Here is a 14,169-nt window from a genome sequence, read left to right on the forward strand (position 1 = left end):
CGTGATCCGGCACGTTCTTCAATCTCCGCCCCCAGTGCCAGCAGCAGGGCCTCAATCTCTTTCCAGCGGATATTGCCGCTGACGGGGCGGTTGAAAATCAACCGTAGCGTTTCCTGATGCTGTCGCTTCATGATTATAGTATCAAAAAGTAGTACCAAATCTTAAGAAAAACAGCCATCGTCCACAGCTGACCAGCAGGACAGCCATAGCCCGCCCCGTGCGGGCTTTTTTACGTCCGGAGTCCACCATGCAACTCACCCCGCACTTCACCCTGCGCGAACTCACCCATAGCGCCACCGCCGCTCGTCAGGGCCTGGCCAATCTGCCGACACCGGCCGAAATCGACTACATCCGCCACACCGCCCAGCGCATGGAACAAATCCGCAGCCTGCTGGGCGATGTGCCCATCACCGTGCTGTCCTGCTACCGCAGCGAGCTGGTCAACAAAGCCGTTGGCGGCTCGCCCACCAGTGCCCACCGCCACGGCCTGGCCTGCGATTTTGTCGCGCCGCGGTACGGCAAGCCGCTGGCCATCTGCCAGGCCATCGAAGCCGCCCGCGCCGCAGGCCACATCACCTTCGATCAGCTCATCTGCGAATTTCCGCACAGCGGTGGCTGGGTACATATCGGCTTCCGCCTGCCCCCCGCCCACGGCCGCAGCCAGCTCCTCACTGCCATCAAACGCGATGGCCACACCGTCTACCTGCCGGGCCTGCAAGCATGAAGCCGCTACCCCTCACTGTGCTGGGCGCAGCTCTGCTGGCCGCCAGCTGGTGGCACGGTTGGCACAGCAAGGGCGACCAGCTCGCTAGCGAAGCCAACACCCAGCAACTGCAACAAGCCCAGCAAGCCCTGGCCGACTACGTCACCCAAACCCAACGCCTGGCCGCCATTGCCGACCGGGTACAACAACACACCACCCGGCTGGCCAGCACCAGCGCCCGCCAGCAACAGGACTACCGCCGCCATGCCCAAACCACGCCACTGCCTGCTGATTGCCACCTCGATGCTGGCCGCCTGCAACAGCTTCAAACCGCCATCGCCACCATCAACCACACCATCACCACCGCCCAGCCTCACCCGCCCGCTGCCGATCATTGACCCACCCGACAACCCCAGCTGGGACGACCTCGCCCAGCGCTACCTGCAACTGGCAGCGCTATACGGGCAATGCGTGGTGGAAAGGGCGGGGCTGGTGCAGGCCGGGCGGCGGGAATGAAAAAGGCGCTGCCGGGGCAGCGCCTATGCAGTTCAAATAATTATAATAAATTTTTTGAACTACTGTGTTGTGATGTTGATAACTAATTTTGACGAAGTTTTGAGATGATAATGCAAATATATGTGGATATAAATGTAACTCCGAAGATCTGTTCAAAGATTGCTAATAGCTTTGATTCGGGTGAGGATGGTGAGATATCTCCGAATCCAGTTGTTGTAAATATTGTGGATGACAAGTATATTTTATTAAGAATCCCATAGCTCATCTGTGCTGTTGCTAATGGTCCATAACTATTCCATATATTTCCAAATATCATTATATAGAACATACATCCGACCATAAATATTGGCGGAATGATGTAAAGTTGTTTTTGTTCAAAGGTATTTAAGTATTTTGTAATGTATTTGGTGAGGGTTGCATAGCTAAGTAAGATTGCGACTAGGTTGAGAATTAGTGTGTGAATGCTCAGAGTGTAGTTTGAAACATATCGTTGTGAATGTTGATAGCACATTGTTATGATTAGTGGAGAAAATATACATAATGCAAGCGTAATTAATTTCGCTAGTGATTTTAATTTTTCCATATATTTCTATTAATTTTTGAGTGATTTGTTTATATTTGGCTGGTTGTTGCTGATTTTGTTTAATGGTAAATATGATTTGCATTAATTAAATCAATAATGAGGGTTTCTAGTAAATCGCTAAGCCATTTTATTTCTTTCGACTCCTTGGTTTTTAGGCCAATTATTCGGTCGAGGCGTTCTCCATGTGCTGATTTGTTTCGAACAAAATACATGTACTTAATGCATATTAGTGCAATGACTTCTTCGTCGCATTTTACATTGTTTCTAATGTTTTTATCAATGTGGTCTTCGACTGTTTCTAGCAAATTTGAATCGGTTAGGAATTTTGTGCGGTATGGCAGAATTTCTCTGATAACTTCCATGATTCTGGGGTCTTTGTAACGCAAAATAAAATCACAAAAGGCTTGAGATTTAGCAGCGTTTTCGTAATCATTAAGAATAAGCGCACGCCATCTTAGTAGTGATCGCAAGGACGTTGCACTTATTCCGGTTATTTTTTTTGCGGTATTTTTGGATGCACACTTGTTCTTTATAAGAAAATTTCTTAAAGCTACTTGACAGTCATGGTCTTTTTTTGATTTTCCAATGATCCGATAAATGGCATTGTATGCCTTCCATAGAGAGTCGAATTGATCGAATGGATCGACTTTTGTTTTTGATCTAATTAAATATGAAATTGCTTTTAATATCGTGGAGGATTTTTCAGATTCGTCAAATATAGTTTTTAGAGAATTTATATCAAAGTTTGCTGTGAATTTAGATAGTAAAGCCCCTGGGTCTTTGAGTTCTGCTTTTGTGATAATTTTCTCACTTACTATATTGTCTCCACGTTTTGCTGCGAGTGATATTCTTTCAATTTTTGGAATTGCTTGCTTGGAGCAGATGTAGAATGATATTCCTTTTGCTACTTGACTATAAATCGCACTTTGGTAATTGATAAAGACACCATCTAGATCAATTAGGCTGACTCTCTCGCATTTGAGAGTGATTAAGTTTTCGTCGATTGTGATATGATCAAGTCGACTGCCTCCCCCTGCATACTGAATATCATTTTTAAATAAGTTATCCGAAGCTGAGCCTTCAAGAGATATTTGAAGTAAATATTGATATTTTCTTGCCATGGGCTTCTCAATTGGTTGAGGGTTATGAGTGAATATCTTGCAATAATAAAGATAGATTTATTTTGAATATATTTGTGAAAATTTTCTTTAAATTTTTTGCATTGTGGTTGTATTGTTTATTATCTTTAGATAGTATATTTTTGGTTTAAGTGTGAGGCGTCTATGCAGTTTTTAAGAACTTTTAGTAATAAGCACCATGTTTGCCGAATGCTATAATTTAATAAGAGCATGCTTTCAAAGTAATAGTATGCCAATTGACTTTATTGTGCACGGAAAAATTCCATATACCTTAGTGTGGATGCCTCATTAAGAACAGCGACCGGGCGGGTGCGTCCAACACCCACCCGGACAGCTGACCCGCAGATCATCCCTGCAAGCCAGCCCAAGGCTGCCACCTTCAGCTGAAAGTGTGGCCAGTCTAGCGGCTTCCTTTACCAGGAACACCTTGCAGATGTCTTATCCCGAGATCCGTTGCGGCCAATGCGGCCGTAAACTGGCCGAAGGGTGGTACTCCACCCTTGTCATCAAGTGTCCGCGCTGCCGGGCCATCAACCACCTGAAGGCCGCGAGCCTCCCATCCGAGTGTCTGCGAACGCCCACGGAGGATCGTGCATGACCCCAAGTCCCATCATTCCCTGGCTGGGCGGCAAGCGCCGTCTGGCGGACAGACTGTTGCCGCTGTTCCCGCCGCATGAGTGTTATGTGGAGTTGTTTTGCGGTGGCGCGGCGCTGTATTTCCTGCGCCAGGTACCGGCCAGAACCGAGGTACTGAACGATGTGAATGGCGAGCTGGTGAATCTGTACCGTGTGGTGCAGCACCATCTGGAGGAGTTTGTCCGCCAGTTCAAATGGGCCATTAGCAGCCGCGAGGTGTTCAGGTGGCAGCAGCTCACCCGGCCGGAAACCCTCACCGACATCCAGCGCGCTGCGCGCTTTTATTACCTGCAACAGCACGCCTTTGGCGGCAAGGTGCAGGGCCAGACCTATGGCACCGCCACCACTGCGCCGATGATCAACCTGTGCCGCATCGAAGAGAACCTCAGCGCCGCCCACCTGCGCCTGGCCGGGGCCAATGTGGAGAACCTGAGTTGGCAGGATTGCCTGGCCCGCTACGACCGCGCCCATACCTTCTTCTATGCTGATCCGCCGTACTGGCAAACCGAAGGCTACGGCGTGCCCTTCGACTTCGATCAGTACCGGCAGCTGGCCAGCGCCATGCGCAGCTGTCAGGGCAGGGTGATGGTGAGCATCAACGACCACCCCGACATCCGCGCCGCCTTTGACGGCTTCTGGATGGAAGGGCTGGATATCAAGTACAGCACGGGTAACAACCAGGGGAAACCGGAAACCAGCCGCGAGCTGGTGATTACCAACTGGCGGCCGGATGAAGGGGGAGGGTTGTTTTAGGGGGTGGGGCTGAGGGACTAAATGCTGCTTCTTGGTTGAAGCAGCATTTAGTCCCTCAATCGCCCATCTGCGCTTGCAAGGGTTCCTAGTTATTTACTAGCTGTCAGGCAGTCAATTTGCATCGCATACGTCGGACAGGCGGTCTAGGAGTGATAGTACGTTTGGGGATTTGAAGCCAGTAGCAATGATGCGGCAATCATTACCATCGTTATCGCAGAGTGCAGGATCCCCCCCCTTTGCTAACATCAGTTCGAATGCTGTGACCGCATCAAGTTCAGCAGCCAAGTGCAATGGAGTCCGTCCTAGGGTGGGTGTCCGATCATTGGGCCTGGCACCAGACTGCAGTAACAAATTGACTATCGCCATGAGCGAAGTTTCTGTGTAACGGCTTTTCGCTTGATTCAATAAGAGCGTTGTCAACTCTGCTTTTATGGCTTGTGCTCTTGGGGTTTTGAGTAGTTCTGGTGGCAAGGCAAATGAACTCCCATACCGGCGAGAAATTTCCGCACTATGTGGCTCATTCTCAGCATTGCGCAAATTCTGTGTTGTCCTTTCGGGCGGAAGCAAACAACTGAATTTCTCTATGCAAAGATAAAGTGGAGTTTGGGAAATAACGTTGCCCCTCTGATTGGGATCGGCCTTCATTTCCAGCAGTTTCGCTACGATGGCGGGATCTCCCAGCTCGATTGCAAGCAGCAGGGGGGTCAAGTGCTTTTTGTTGGTAGGCCGATTGAGTGTGGCTGGCTGGTGAGATACCTCTAGCAGCACATCCAGTACCGATCTGTCGTTAAGGTCATCTGCTCTTTGCAAGGCACAAAGCAAGGCAGATGCCCCATTTTTATCCAGTGCATCAACCGATGCACCGGCGGCCAGCAGCGCCTTCACATCGTCGGCCTGTCCAAATGTAGAACACCATATCAATTGCGGTTTCTTGTACTTATTACCGTGCTGATCATGGATCGTCTTCTCGCGATCAGGAACACTTAGCACGGGCTTCAGGTAGGGTTTTTCATCTGAGCTCAAACATAGTTCTCCTATTGGGTGTTTCGTAGGAATCGCAGCTACCCCGGGAAAACGTCCGCTGGGTGGGAATTCCTGACTAAATTGACGAGTCAGTCGGTCTACCTCCCATGGTGCAACGACGCCGATGTCCTCTGGCATTGGGGTGGCAACTAGGCCCAAACTTATCTGCGCTTCTTTCAGATGCTTCAGTTGTGGCAGTGATCCGAAACAGGCGATGATTGTCATTGCCTCTTGCAATAAGGTCGCTTGGTCGGTACCTGCACGAAACAAGGCTTCTTCAACTGCGCTTAAGTAAATAGGTACGGCTTTTTCATATTCACCCTGTAGCAAATAGAACCGCCCCAGCATCCAACAATAGCGATAGTGCACTAGGCCTGCAGGGTCCCAATCAGAAGGTGATTGTGCGTATTTAACAAGAATCTCTTGGACTTTTGTGAGGTCCTGCGGCGACTTCGGCCGTGCTGGATGTAACAATGTTTCGCCCAGCTTACGAAATAGTTCAAAGCCTGGGCACAACTTGCGAGCCTTTGCGGCGACATGGCGTAAGCGATCCTCCTGTGATTTCATAGGGCGCTGGGATTGCCACTGCATGGCCAACGCTTCGCGATAAAGCGTTACGTTCCCGGTGTGCTCTGCAAGATATAAGCATGCGCGAGTGAGCCACAGCCATCTCAGTAGGTTTTGCCAGTGATTACCTAGGTCGGAGCTTGCAGGTTGTAGTTTCCGTAGTTTCCGTAGTTCCCGTACGAGCAGACGCAAACTTGCTAGGTCCGGTAACTGCTGGCCTTTACACCATCGTGCGAGCTTCTCACGCCCAAACTTGTCGGCATCCTCGTCTCCGCCATAGGCCAGGCTGGCAAGACTGCTATCCAATGAACCAGCCTGCTTTGCTCCCCATTCAAGCACCACAGCAAAGGGGTTGTTAGCTGGATCTATCAGTGCATCAAGGTCGGGTCCTCCCCAGTCTTCTTGGCAACTGACCAACAGGTTTTTTATGGCGGGGATGAAAATGATATCTGCCAAAATCTGATTGGCTAGATTCCTGGGCAAACCTGCCAAGGAAACTGATCGAACCAGGCTGCGATAGTCATCACTGAATACTGTAAGGAAGTCCCCTACCTTGCGAGACATGGTTTCCCCACCCCAGGAAGACATGGGCTCCAGAAGCCGTTCCCGAAACATGCGTTCAAGTAACTGCCAATTATTGTCGCCTTCACGAGCTAGCCGATCTACATCGCGATGATTGCTCTTGGTGTCAAAAGCCATAACCCATTGCTGTAGCAACTCTCCCACCCGAGGGTAAGGTGCACGGGTGCGAGGGGGCGAAGCAAATGCTGACATAAGGTTTCCTACTCAAAATTTAGATGTAATAAGTCGACGCTGCGGTCTATCCAGTCGCCAGTGGATTCCTGCTCATGTGTGGATAATTCATCGGGATGTGTAACAGATGAGTTGTTCCAACTTGCGGATATCACGTTGAAAGTTTCTCAAAGCCCGATGATCACTGGGAGTGCAAGGTACAGGGATACGCCGCCCTGCTGGTGAGGTGAGTATTCCATGTTTGCGGCCCCGGCAGAATTGCCAACCTTTTCTAACCAGGAATCGGATGAACTCTGCAAAGTCCTTGTTGTTGCTGTATTTCATCACCATTTTTCGCAATGAGAGGCTTGGGCGTATTGATACAGCCCAAGCCTTTTCGATCAAGGCTTCTTGGGGGCAGTGTTATTTGCTGCGGCACGCTGGGCCCGGCTTGTAAAGCTGCCCGAGGACACTTGACCGTTACCGGCGCGAGCTTCAGCTGATTGAATGCGAGCTGCTGCACCAGGAGTCATTGGTGTGCGAGATGTGGATGAGGATTTTTTAGACATGATTCAAATCTCCTGTTGAGTTGCCACGTCGGCAACGGAGTGAATCGTAGGTTTTGGAAGGGCTAACTGTCATCCGCGTAATGCGTCAATTTTTTTGAAAAAATGCGCCAACCGTATAGCTACGGCGTGTCCTTTGACGTCGACCAGTATCGGCAGCTGGCCAGCGTCATGCGCAGCTGCCAGGGCCGGGTGATGGTGAGCATCAACGACCACCCCGACATCCGTGCCGCCTTTGACGGCTTCTGGATGGAGGGGCTGGATATCAAGTACAGCATAAGCAATAACAAGGGCAAACCAGAAGCCAGCCGCGAGCTGGTGATTACCAACTGGCGGCCGGCTGAGGGGGGGGAGGGTTGTTTTAGGGGGAGTCTGCCGAGGGCGCAGTACCGTCAGTGGCCAGGCGTCACCACCTTGTGGCGACGGCCTGCCTGACGGGGCCGCAGCTTTATGCCGCAGCAGGTTTGCGGCCACGCTTGGCCTTGGGTGCCTTGCCTGCGGATTCCCGGCTGGCAGCCAGGCGTTTGAGCAGCTCGCTGGCCGGTTCGTCGTTAGGGTCTTGCGGCACCAACTCGCCACGGAAGGCTTTGGCCAGCAGCGACGGCGTCAGGCGCTCGGCGGCAGCCGTGGCGCTGGCGAGGCGGGCTTCGAGGCGGTCGGCGAAAGCGAAGAGCGTTTCGACACGGCGGACAATTTCAATTTGTTCAGATAAAGATGGAAGTGGTAGCTCGTATTTAGCGAGTGAACGTCCAGTAAAATGTTTGATTGTTGTGCCAGTAAAGTATTCATCTAGTCTTTTTGATTCAGCAGCAAATTTAAGTGAATACACTAACCAAGAGGAAAGAAGCACTCCCTGATGTGGCCTGACACGATGAAGCGCTTTTTGAAAAATTATTTCACTACTTTCTTGCATCCATATGGCACAACGACCAGGCTCGCCACCTTCACAAATCAATACATCTCCTTTTCTGAGCCTTAACTCCTCGGCTTCCTTTTCTTCAATGTATATTTTTTGTAAATTTGTGACATCGAAAGAAAACCACCTTACGTTAATATTTCCTAAGTATGGTGTTGGATTCCCGCTGTTCTTTGCCTTGTCAAGCATCTTCCCAAGGCGAGAATCGGCAACTTGAGACAATGTTGTTACAGGATAAAATGTCCAATCCCGCTTGATTGTGAATGGATTTGATCGGCTAGGTAAATTAACCGGCGTGTTGGAACTGTCCGTTAATTCTATACTTATAGAGTCTACATCGAGATTGCATTGCCCCTCCCGCCAATCCGCCGTCAGTTGTCCACTGGTAGCCGCAGCCAGCACCGATTGGCGGAAGCGCTTGAGGGTGGGGGTGATGCGGGTGAGGCGTTCACGGCAGGCGTCAACCCGCGCCAAGGTTGCATCGAGCTTTTCTGCGATGCGTTTTTGTTCGGGGAGCGGGGCAACGGGGACGTCGAAAGTCGCAACCCGTTTGGGCTGTGCACGAGTCAATGAGCCACCAACACCAGTCACATCTGCACACAATAGATCCCTAAACTTCGGGCTTTGAAAATAGAACTGTGCATATCGGCTATGTAAAGCTACTGAACGAAATCCAATCCACTCTGATGAAGCAATCTTTCGGTAGCTGCTGCATTTTAAAACTGTCCAAACTCGATTAATCCTTGGATTAATTTTGCAAACTAAAACATCATTTTCAGCAACTGTCTGCTTTGTAGATCCGATATCACTTCCAAGTGCAAGTTCCGGTGAGCGCATTGGAAATGCTGGAACGCTATACAGCTCGAAAGTCTCACAACTCGACTTTGTGGGCTCAATTGTCGAACTTGAAAATTGATTCAGTTCTGAGAATTTTGCTGATATCCACCCCTTCGGCAACTCACTCATTCCGCCACCTCTTCACCCAGTTCAGCCAGAATCGCGGCCAATTCGTCTAGCGCACCATTCAGCTCGTCGATGGCTTCGCGGGCCAGCACGCCAGGCTCGGGCAGTTCGGCGGCGTCTTCGGCGTTGTCGTCTTTCAGCCAGGAGATGTCCAGGCTGTCGCCGCGCTCGCGTATCCAGTCGCGGCTAAAGGCGCGGAAGCGGCCGGTTTCACCCTGGTCGGTGCGTGCGTTGCTGCTGTAGGCAGCTTCGAAGTCTGCAAAGTGGCCACGGGTGAGTGGGGTGCGCTTACCAAATTTGGGCATGTTGGCGCGCAAGTCGTACACCCAGACTTGCTGGGTGCTGGCGGTGGCCTTGTCGCTGACCTTGCGGAAGAACAACACATTGGTTTTGACGCCCTGGGCATAAAAAATGCCGGTGGGCAGGCGCAGGATGGTGTGCAGATCGCACTTGTCCATCAGGTCGCGGCGGATGTCGGTGCCGACGCCTGCTTCAAACAGCACGTTGTCGGGCAGCACGACGGCTGCGCGGCCGCCGTCTTTCAGGTGGCGGTAGATGTGCTGTAGGAAGGCCAGTTGCTTGTTGCTGGTATCGAAGGTGAGGTCATCGCGGGTGGGGCCGCCGCCGCCCTTGGCCGTGCCAAACGGCGGGTTGCTGAGCATGATGTCGACCTTGGGCAGCTGGCTACCGACACTGCCCAGGGTATTGCCCAGATGCACCACGCCCTCATTGTCGCCTTCCATGCCGTGCAGCAGGCAGTTCATCAGCGCCAGGCGGCGGGTGCCAGGTACCAGCTCCATGCCGAGATAGGCCTGGTTGCGCTGGAAGGCCTGTTGCTTGTCGGTCAGGTCGAACAGGTCGTCGGTTTGTGCCTTGATGTAGCTGTCGGCGGCAATCAGGAAGCCTGCAGTGCCTGCGGCCGGGTCTTGAATGGTTTCACCGGCTTGCGGTGCCAGCAGCGCGACGATGCTGTCGATCAGCGGGCGCGGAGTGAAGTACTGTCCAGCGCCGGATTTGGTTTCGTTGGCGTTTTTTTCCAGCAGGCCTTCATACAGGTCGCCCAGGCCGTCTTTCTGTGCCGAGAACCAGTCGATGCCATCCAGTGCGGTAATCAGCTGTTCCAGATGGCGCGGTTCGCGCAGGCGGGTTTGCGCATCGGCATAAATGGCGGCAATCAGCGGGTCCTGATCCACGCTGAGTTTGAGCAGGGTCTGGCGGTAATAGTTGAGCAGGTTGATGCCGGATAGCTTGGTCAGAACATCCCAGCGGGCGTATTCCGGCAGTTTGTGCTGTTGCAGCACGCCGGACTGGGTGTTCTCGTATTCCATTTTGATGAACAGCAGCAGGACCAGTTCGGTCACGTAGTCGCTGTAGTTGATGCCGTCGTCGCGCAGTACGTCGCACAGGTTCCAGAGCTTCTGGACAATATCGTTTTGGTTCATGGTGTCTGTTAGTGGTGATGCGGGCGGCAGCACAGGGGTGCTGCGCTGCCGCCGGGAGAAAGATGTCGGGATTGTAACGATGGCTCCGCCGTTTGCCTAATGCGGAGCCTTGCATGATTTACGCTGCATCGGTCCACAGGGTTTCAGCCAGTTGGTCCAGTACTGAGTCCAGCTGCTGGCCGAGGATTCTATCCATCGTCTTGGCACCACCACTTTGTGCAAATGCAGGGTTGCTGTTGATGAAGTCACGATCGATGACGGCTTCGTGGGTAAGTTGCTTGGCCAGCCGTTCTAGCCAGTTCCTTTGGGGTGGTGTCCAGGCATGGGACTGGTAGAGTTTGGCCATGGCATTGGCGACGCGTTGTTCAAACGGTAGCAGGGCGCTGCCAATGGCGGTTTGCCGGATATAGCCGATGATGCCTGCGGCGATGTCCTGGTTGGTCTGGGTGCGCCAGGCGGCTTTCAGCGTGGCTTCGGTAAAGCCGTTCTGGTCCAGCAGCAGGCGTACTTCTTTCAATTGCTCGCGGGTGAGGTCTTTGGGTCGGTTGACCACTACCGACAAGGCGGCCGACTGGTTGAGCTGCTGGGTAATGAAGTGATGGAAGCTTTCCAGGAAGTCGGCTGGTTTGCCGTGGTCACCATAGGTTTGCTCGCGGCTGACCAGTTTGTCCTCGTGTTGGGAGATAACGGGCCGATACAGGCTGCCAATCAGCTGGCTGACTTCTTCCAGCTGGCGGGTCAGCGTTTTGTGCTGTTTCAAGAACTGCGAGGCTGCCTGCGGGCCCATCTGGTGCAGGTGTTGGTGCAGTTTGGCGGGCTCGACGCCCCATTGCTGTGACAGCTCGTCCAGCTTCTGGCGTAGCTGCGGGTTTTTTTCAGCCTTGTTCTCGGCCTTGCGCAGCACACGCATGACCTTCTGGCTGATCATGGCCAGCACGTCGTCGGCGTGGGTTTTGTTTTCGGCACTGCCGGGCACGGTTTGGCTGGCCGGGTCGTCCAGCTCATCAATCAGTTGGTCCAGCGTGATGGCGACATTCTTCACCAGGGGTTTCATGGTGTTGACGTCTTCCAGCGCGGCGTAGATGTCTACCGGGTCGTAGATCTTGAATACGGTTTTGCCGATGTCGTCGCAACGGCGGGTGGCCCGGCCTATCATCTGCTCATACAGAATGCGGGAGCGTACCCGGCGCATGAAGACCAGGTGACAGATGCGTGGCACGTCGATGCCGGTGGTGAGCAGGTCTACGGTAATGGCGATGTTGGGGTATTGCTCGTTCTTGTAGCGGCGGATCAGTTGGTCCACCTTGTCGGATTTGCCGGTGATTTTCTTGACGGCTTCCTGGTTGTATTCTTCGCCGTACAGTTCTTTGAATGCCTCGTCGAGCAGGCGTTTTACCATGTCGGCATGGGCGTCGGTGGCGCAGAAGATCATGGTTTTCTCATCGCCAAATGGGTCCAGCTCTTTGGCCAGTTCGTTGCAGATGACCCGATTGAACGGTTCGGTGATGACGCCGCGGTTGAAGCTTTCGACGTCGAAATTGAGGTCGTCTTCCAGATGTGCCGTGTCAATTTCGCCGCTGCGGGTGTCCACCACCGTCACCGTGCTGCCTTTGGCAAAGGAGATGCCATTTTGGGACAGCAGGGTTTCATAGCGGATAGGTGGTTCGTGGTCGATCAGCCAGTCGTCGGCGACGGCTTCGCGGTAGCTGTAGGTATAGACGGGGTGGCCGAAGATGTCCGAGGTGTGCTTGGCGGGCGTGGCGGTGAGGGCAATTTTGACAGCGTCAAAGTAGTCCAGCACCTGGCGATAGCGTGACTGGTACTGCTCCTGGTCGCGCATGGCCTGCTCGCCTTCGGTCATTTCCTGGTCCAGAGTGTAGCCGCGGTGTGCTTCGTCCACGATGATGCAGTCGTATGCACCGACGCCCGGCGGGTTGTCAGAGGACAATACCCGTTTGACCATGGCCTGCACGGTGGCCACGTGCACGCGGTCTGCGTCATCGGCGATCAGGTCGTCCAGCTCGGCAATATTGTAATGCTTGGAGAGCGGCAGGTTCTGTTCGAGGATGGCTTCGTCAAACGCGCCCTGGGCCTGGTCGCCCAGCGCAGTGCGGTCCACCAGGAACAGAATGCGCTTGAAGCGCTCTGCCTTGAGGAAGCGATAAATCAGGCCAATGATGGTGCGGGTTTTTCCCGTGCCGGTGGCCATGGCCAGCAGGGCTTGGCGCTGGTCGTTGGCAAGGGCGTTTTCCACCGATTGAATGGCCAGCTCTTGATAGGGACGCAACTTGAGGTAGGCGAAGCCTTCGCTGGCCAGTTTTTGTTCGGCTTCTTCCTTGCTGCGGGATAGCAGGTCCAGCAGTTGTTCCGGGCGATGGAAGTCCACCAGCGCGCGTGCCAGATTGCTGTTTTTGCGTACATCACGGAACCAGGTGCCGCTCAGTTCTTCCGATTGCTTGATGTAGGGGCGACCATTGCAAGAGTAAACAAAAGGCAGCTGGTAGAACTGCGGCCAGTTTTCACATGGCCCGGCTGTCCATGGGGCGTTTTGCCCGGCCAGCTGCCAGGCTGCCTTCAGTCCGTGGGTGTTGGCCAGGCAGCGGGAGTAGCGTTCGGCCTGCTCAATCTTGCCGGAGACATTTACGTTTTTCCGTTTGGCTTCAACGGCGGCAATCGGGGTAAGCCCGGCAAACAGGATGTAGTCGGCAGACTGTTTGCCACTGCATGGCCATTCGGCAATGGCTTTGTTTTTGCCAATCTCCGGCCGTGCACCCTTGGCGTAGGTCAGTGCGGTGGTATCAGCCTCCCACCCCGCAGCAATCAGCTGCTGGTCAATGATGATGCGGGTGAGGGCTTCGTCCAGATAGATATGCTTGCCCGCCGCGGCTGTCTTCTTGCGGTTCTGCTGGCTGGTGCTCTGGTCCAGTCTGGCTTGCAGCGCAGCCAGTTGCTGTTCGAAATCCGTGCGCATCGACACAAGTCGTGCTTCATGTTCCCGTGCCAGCGCTTCATAGGTGTGTGCCTCCACCTCCATCTGCTTGGCCAGTACCTCATACTGCTCACGTTCCTGCTCCAGCAGGCTCACCAGTTCCTGATTGCTCTCCTGCACCTGGCGGCTGTCACTCAGCGTGGCTTTGAGCTGTTCAATCTGTTCCTGCAGTTCTCGCAGTTGCAGGCTGGGGTCTGCCGGGGGCGTGAAGGGGCCGGGCTTGAAACTCAGTCCTGCCTTGCTGAACGATTGATGGAACCAGATGGCCAGCGCACGGGCTACCCGTAGCCCATCCATGGCGTCTTTGTGCCGGGTATGAAACTGGTGTGTAGCGCGGTTGCCTTCAATGCGCAAGGTGTGGAACAGGCTCAGTACCTGCGCATCCAGGTTCAGCTCGCGCTTGAGCTTCTGCAGCAGGTCTATCTGGTTGGTCTGGTCGTCAAACGGCACCCCGTTGCGTACGGCCAGATCTTGCGCCATGGCCTCACCCAGCTGGCGTAGCTTGATCAGCGTGGTGTTGGGGTCGCTGGCAAATACACGTTCTGCGGCAACGGCCAGTTCGACAAACAAGCTGGAGTGTTCTGCCAGAAAATCGAAATTGCTTTGACTCATTCTTGGGTCTGCCATGTGATCAGGGGTGC

The 14,169-nt window shown here is 53.3% G+C and carries 12 protein-coding genes; 5 read left to right on the plus strand and 7 right to left on the minus strand.

The window, feature by feature from the left end; translation table 11 throughout:
- Nucleotides 1-247: 247 nt before the first annotated feature.
- Both HWX34_RS16570 and HWX34_RS16575 read left to right on the plus strand, forming a co-directional pair.
- The gene (locus HWX34_RS16570; protein WP_178973288.1) at nucleotides 248-724 is read left to right on the plus strand and encodes a D-Ala-D-Ala carboxypeptidase family metallohydrolase; all 477 of its coding nucleotides are present in this window, start codon (nucleotides 248-250) and stop codon (nucleotides 722-724) included.
- A complete protein-coding gene (locus tag HWX34_RS16575) occupies nucleotides 721-1,101 on the plus strand; it encodes a hypothetical protein (protein WP_178973289.1) in 381 nt (126 codons plus the stop codon). The genes HWX34_RS16570 and HWX34_RS16575 overlap by 4 nt, the downstream gene beginning before the upstream one ends.
- Nucleotides 1,102-1,301: 200 nt before the next feature.
- Here HWX34_RS16575 and HWX34_RS21620 read toward each other — a convergent pair whose 3' ends face one another.
- Together HWX34_RS21620 and HWX34_RS16585 are read right to left on the minus strand one after the other, a co-directional pair.
- On the minus strand, nucleotides 1,302-1,802 hold the full coding sequence (locus tag HWX34_RS21620) for a potassium channel family protein (protein WP_178973290.1): 501 nt from the start codon (nucleotides 1,800-1,802) through the stop codon (nucleotides 1,302-1,304).
- 59 nt (nucleotides 1,803-1,861) lie between these two features.
- Complete coding sequence (locus HWX34_RS16585; protein WP_178973291.1) at nucleotides 1,862-2,923, minus strand: hypothetical protein; 1,062 nt, start codon at nucleotides 2,921-2,923, stop codon at nucleotides 1,862-1,864.
- 451 nt (nucleotides 2,924-3,374) lie between these two features.
- Here HWX34_RS16585 and HWX34_RS16590 point away from each other — a divergent pair, with 451 nt between their 5' ends.
- On the plus strand, nucleotides 3,375-3,539 hold the full coding sequence (locus HWX34_RS16590; protein WP_178973292.1) for a Com family DNA-binding transcriptional regulator: 165 nt from the start codon (nucleotides 3,375-3,377) through the stop codon (nucleotides 3,537-3,539).
- The gene (locus HWX34_RS16595) at nucleotides 3,536-4,330 is read left to right on the plus strand and encodes a DNA adenine methylase (RefSeq protein ID WP_178973293.1); all 795 of its coding nucleotides are present in this window, start codon (nucleotides 3,536-3,538) and stop codon (nucleotides 4,328-4,330) included. Before HWX34_RS16590 ends, HWX34_RS16595 begins: the two co-directional genes overlap by 4 nt.
- Before the next feature lie 111 nt (nucleotides 4,331-4,441).
- Here HWX34_RS16595 and HWX34_RS16600 read toward each other — a convergent pair whose 3' ends face one another.
- Both HWX34_RS16600 and HWX34_RS21625 read right to left on the minus strand, forming a co-directional pair.
- Entirely contained in the window at nucleotides 4,442-6,694 is a 2,253-nt protein-coding gene (locus HWX34_RS16600) for an ankyrin repeat domain-containing protein (protein ID WP_178973294.1), read from the minus strand.
- Nucleotides 6,695-7,053: 359 nt separating this feature from the next.
- Nucleotides 7,054-7,221, minus strand: coding sequence for a hypothetical protein (locus tag HWX34_RS21625; protein WP_178973295.1), 168 nt, complete (start codon nucleotides 7,219-7,221; stop codon nucleotides 7,054-7,056).
- A 102-nt stretch (nucleotides 7,222-7,323) separates the two neighbouring features.
- Here HWX34_RS21625 and HWX34_RS16610 point away from each other — a divergent pair, with 102 nt between their 5' ends.
- Entirely contained in the window at nucleotides 7,324-7,653 is a 330-nt protein-coding gene (locus tag HWX34_RS16610) for a hypothetical protein (protein ID WP_178973296.1), read from the plus strand.
- A 13-nt stretch (nucleotides 7,654-7,666) separates the two neighbouring features.
- Here HWX34_RS16610 and HWX34_RS16615 read toward each other — a convergent pair whose 3' ends face one another.
- The 3 genes from HWX34_RS16615 to hsdR all read right to left on the minus strand — a co-directional run bounded on the left by HWX34_RS16615 (nucleotide 7,667) and on the right by hsdR (nucleotide 14,140).
- Nucleotides 7,667-9,100, minus strand: coding sequence for a restriction endonuclease subunit S (locus tag HWX34_RS16615; RefSeq protein WP_178973297.1), 1,434 nt, complete (start codon nucleotides 9,098-9,100; stop codon nucleotides 7,667-7,669).
- Nucleotides 9,097-10,539, minus strand: a complete 1,443-nt coding sequence (locus HWX34_RS16620) for an N-6 DNA methylase (RefSeq protein ID WP_178973298.1) — start codon at nucleotides 10,537-10,539, stop codon at nucleotides 9,097-9,099. The genes HWX34_RS16615 and HWX34_RS16620 overlap by 4 nt, the downstream gene beginning before the upstream one ends.
- A 118-nt stretch (nucleotides 10,540-10,657) precedes the next feature.
- Complete coding sequence (gene hsdR / locus HWX34_RS16625; protein WP_178973299.1) at nucleotides 10,658-14,140, minus strand: type I restriction-modification system endonuclease; 3,483 nt, start codon at nucleotides 14,138-14,140, stop codon at nucleotides 10,658-10,660.
- Between the last annotated feature and the right edge of the window lie 29 nt (nucleotides 14,141-14,169).

The sequence above is a fragment of the Aquitalea sp. LB_tupeE genome (assembly GCF_013391415.1).
Classification (GTDB): domain Bacteria; phylum Pseudomonadota; class Gammaproteobacteria; order Burkholderiales; family Chromobacteriaceae; genus Aquitalea.

Excerpts from the sequence above, each read along its gene's own strand:
- HWX34_RS21620 (WP_178973290.1), bottom strand. The coding sequence starts at position 1,802 with ATGGAAAAATTAAAATCACTAGCGAAATTAATTACGCTTGCATTATGT.
- HWX34_RS16570 (WP_178973288.1), top strand. The coding sequence starts at position 248 with ATGCAACTCACCCCGCACTTCACCCTGCGCGAACTCACCCATAGCGCC.
- HWX34_RS16610 (WP_178973296.1), top strand. The coding sequence starts at position 7,324 with ATGCGCCAACCGTATAGCTACGGCGTGTCCTTTGACGTCGACCAGTAT.
- HWX34_RS16575 (WP_178973289.1), top strand. The coding sequence starts at position 721 with ATGAAGCCGCTACCCCTCACTGTGCTGGGCGCAGCTCTGCTGGCCGCC.
- HWX34_RS16585 (WP_178973291.1), bottom strand. The coding sequence starts at position 2,923 with ATGGCAAGAAAATATCAATATTTACTTCAAATATCTCTTGAAGGCTCA.
- HWX34_RS16600 (WP_178973294.1), bottom strand. The coding sequence starts at position 6,694 with ATGTCAGCATTTGCTTCGCCCCCTCGCACCCGTGCACCTTACCCTCGG.
- hsdR (WP_178973299.1), bottom strand. The coding sequence starts at position 14,140 with ATGAGTCAAAGCAATTTCGATTTTCTGGCAGAACACTCCAGCTTGTTT.
- HWX34_RS21625 (WP_178973295.1), bottom strand. The coding sequence starts at position 7,221 with ATGTCTAAAAAATCCTCATCCACATCTCGCACACCAATGACTCCTGGT.
- HWX34_RS16595 (WP_178973293.1), top strand. The coding sequence starts at position 3,536 with ATGACCCCAAGTCCCATCATTCCCTGGCTGGGCGGCAAGCGCCGTCTG.
- HWX34_RS16590 (WP_178973292.1), top strand. The coding sequence starts at position 3,375 with ATGTCTTATCCCGAGATCCGTTGCGGCCAATGCGGCCGTAAACTGGCC.
- HWX34_RS16615 (WP_178973297.1), bottom strand. The coding sequence starts at position 9,100 with ATGAGTGAGTTGCCGAAGGGGTGGATATCAGCAAAATTCTCAGAACTG.
- HWX34_RS16620 (WP_178973298.1), bottom strand. The coding sequence starts at position 10,539 with ATGAACCAAAACGATATTGTCCAGAAGCTCTGGAACCTGTGCGACGTA.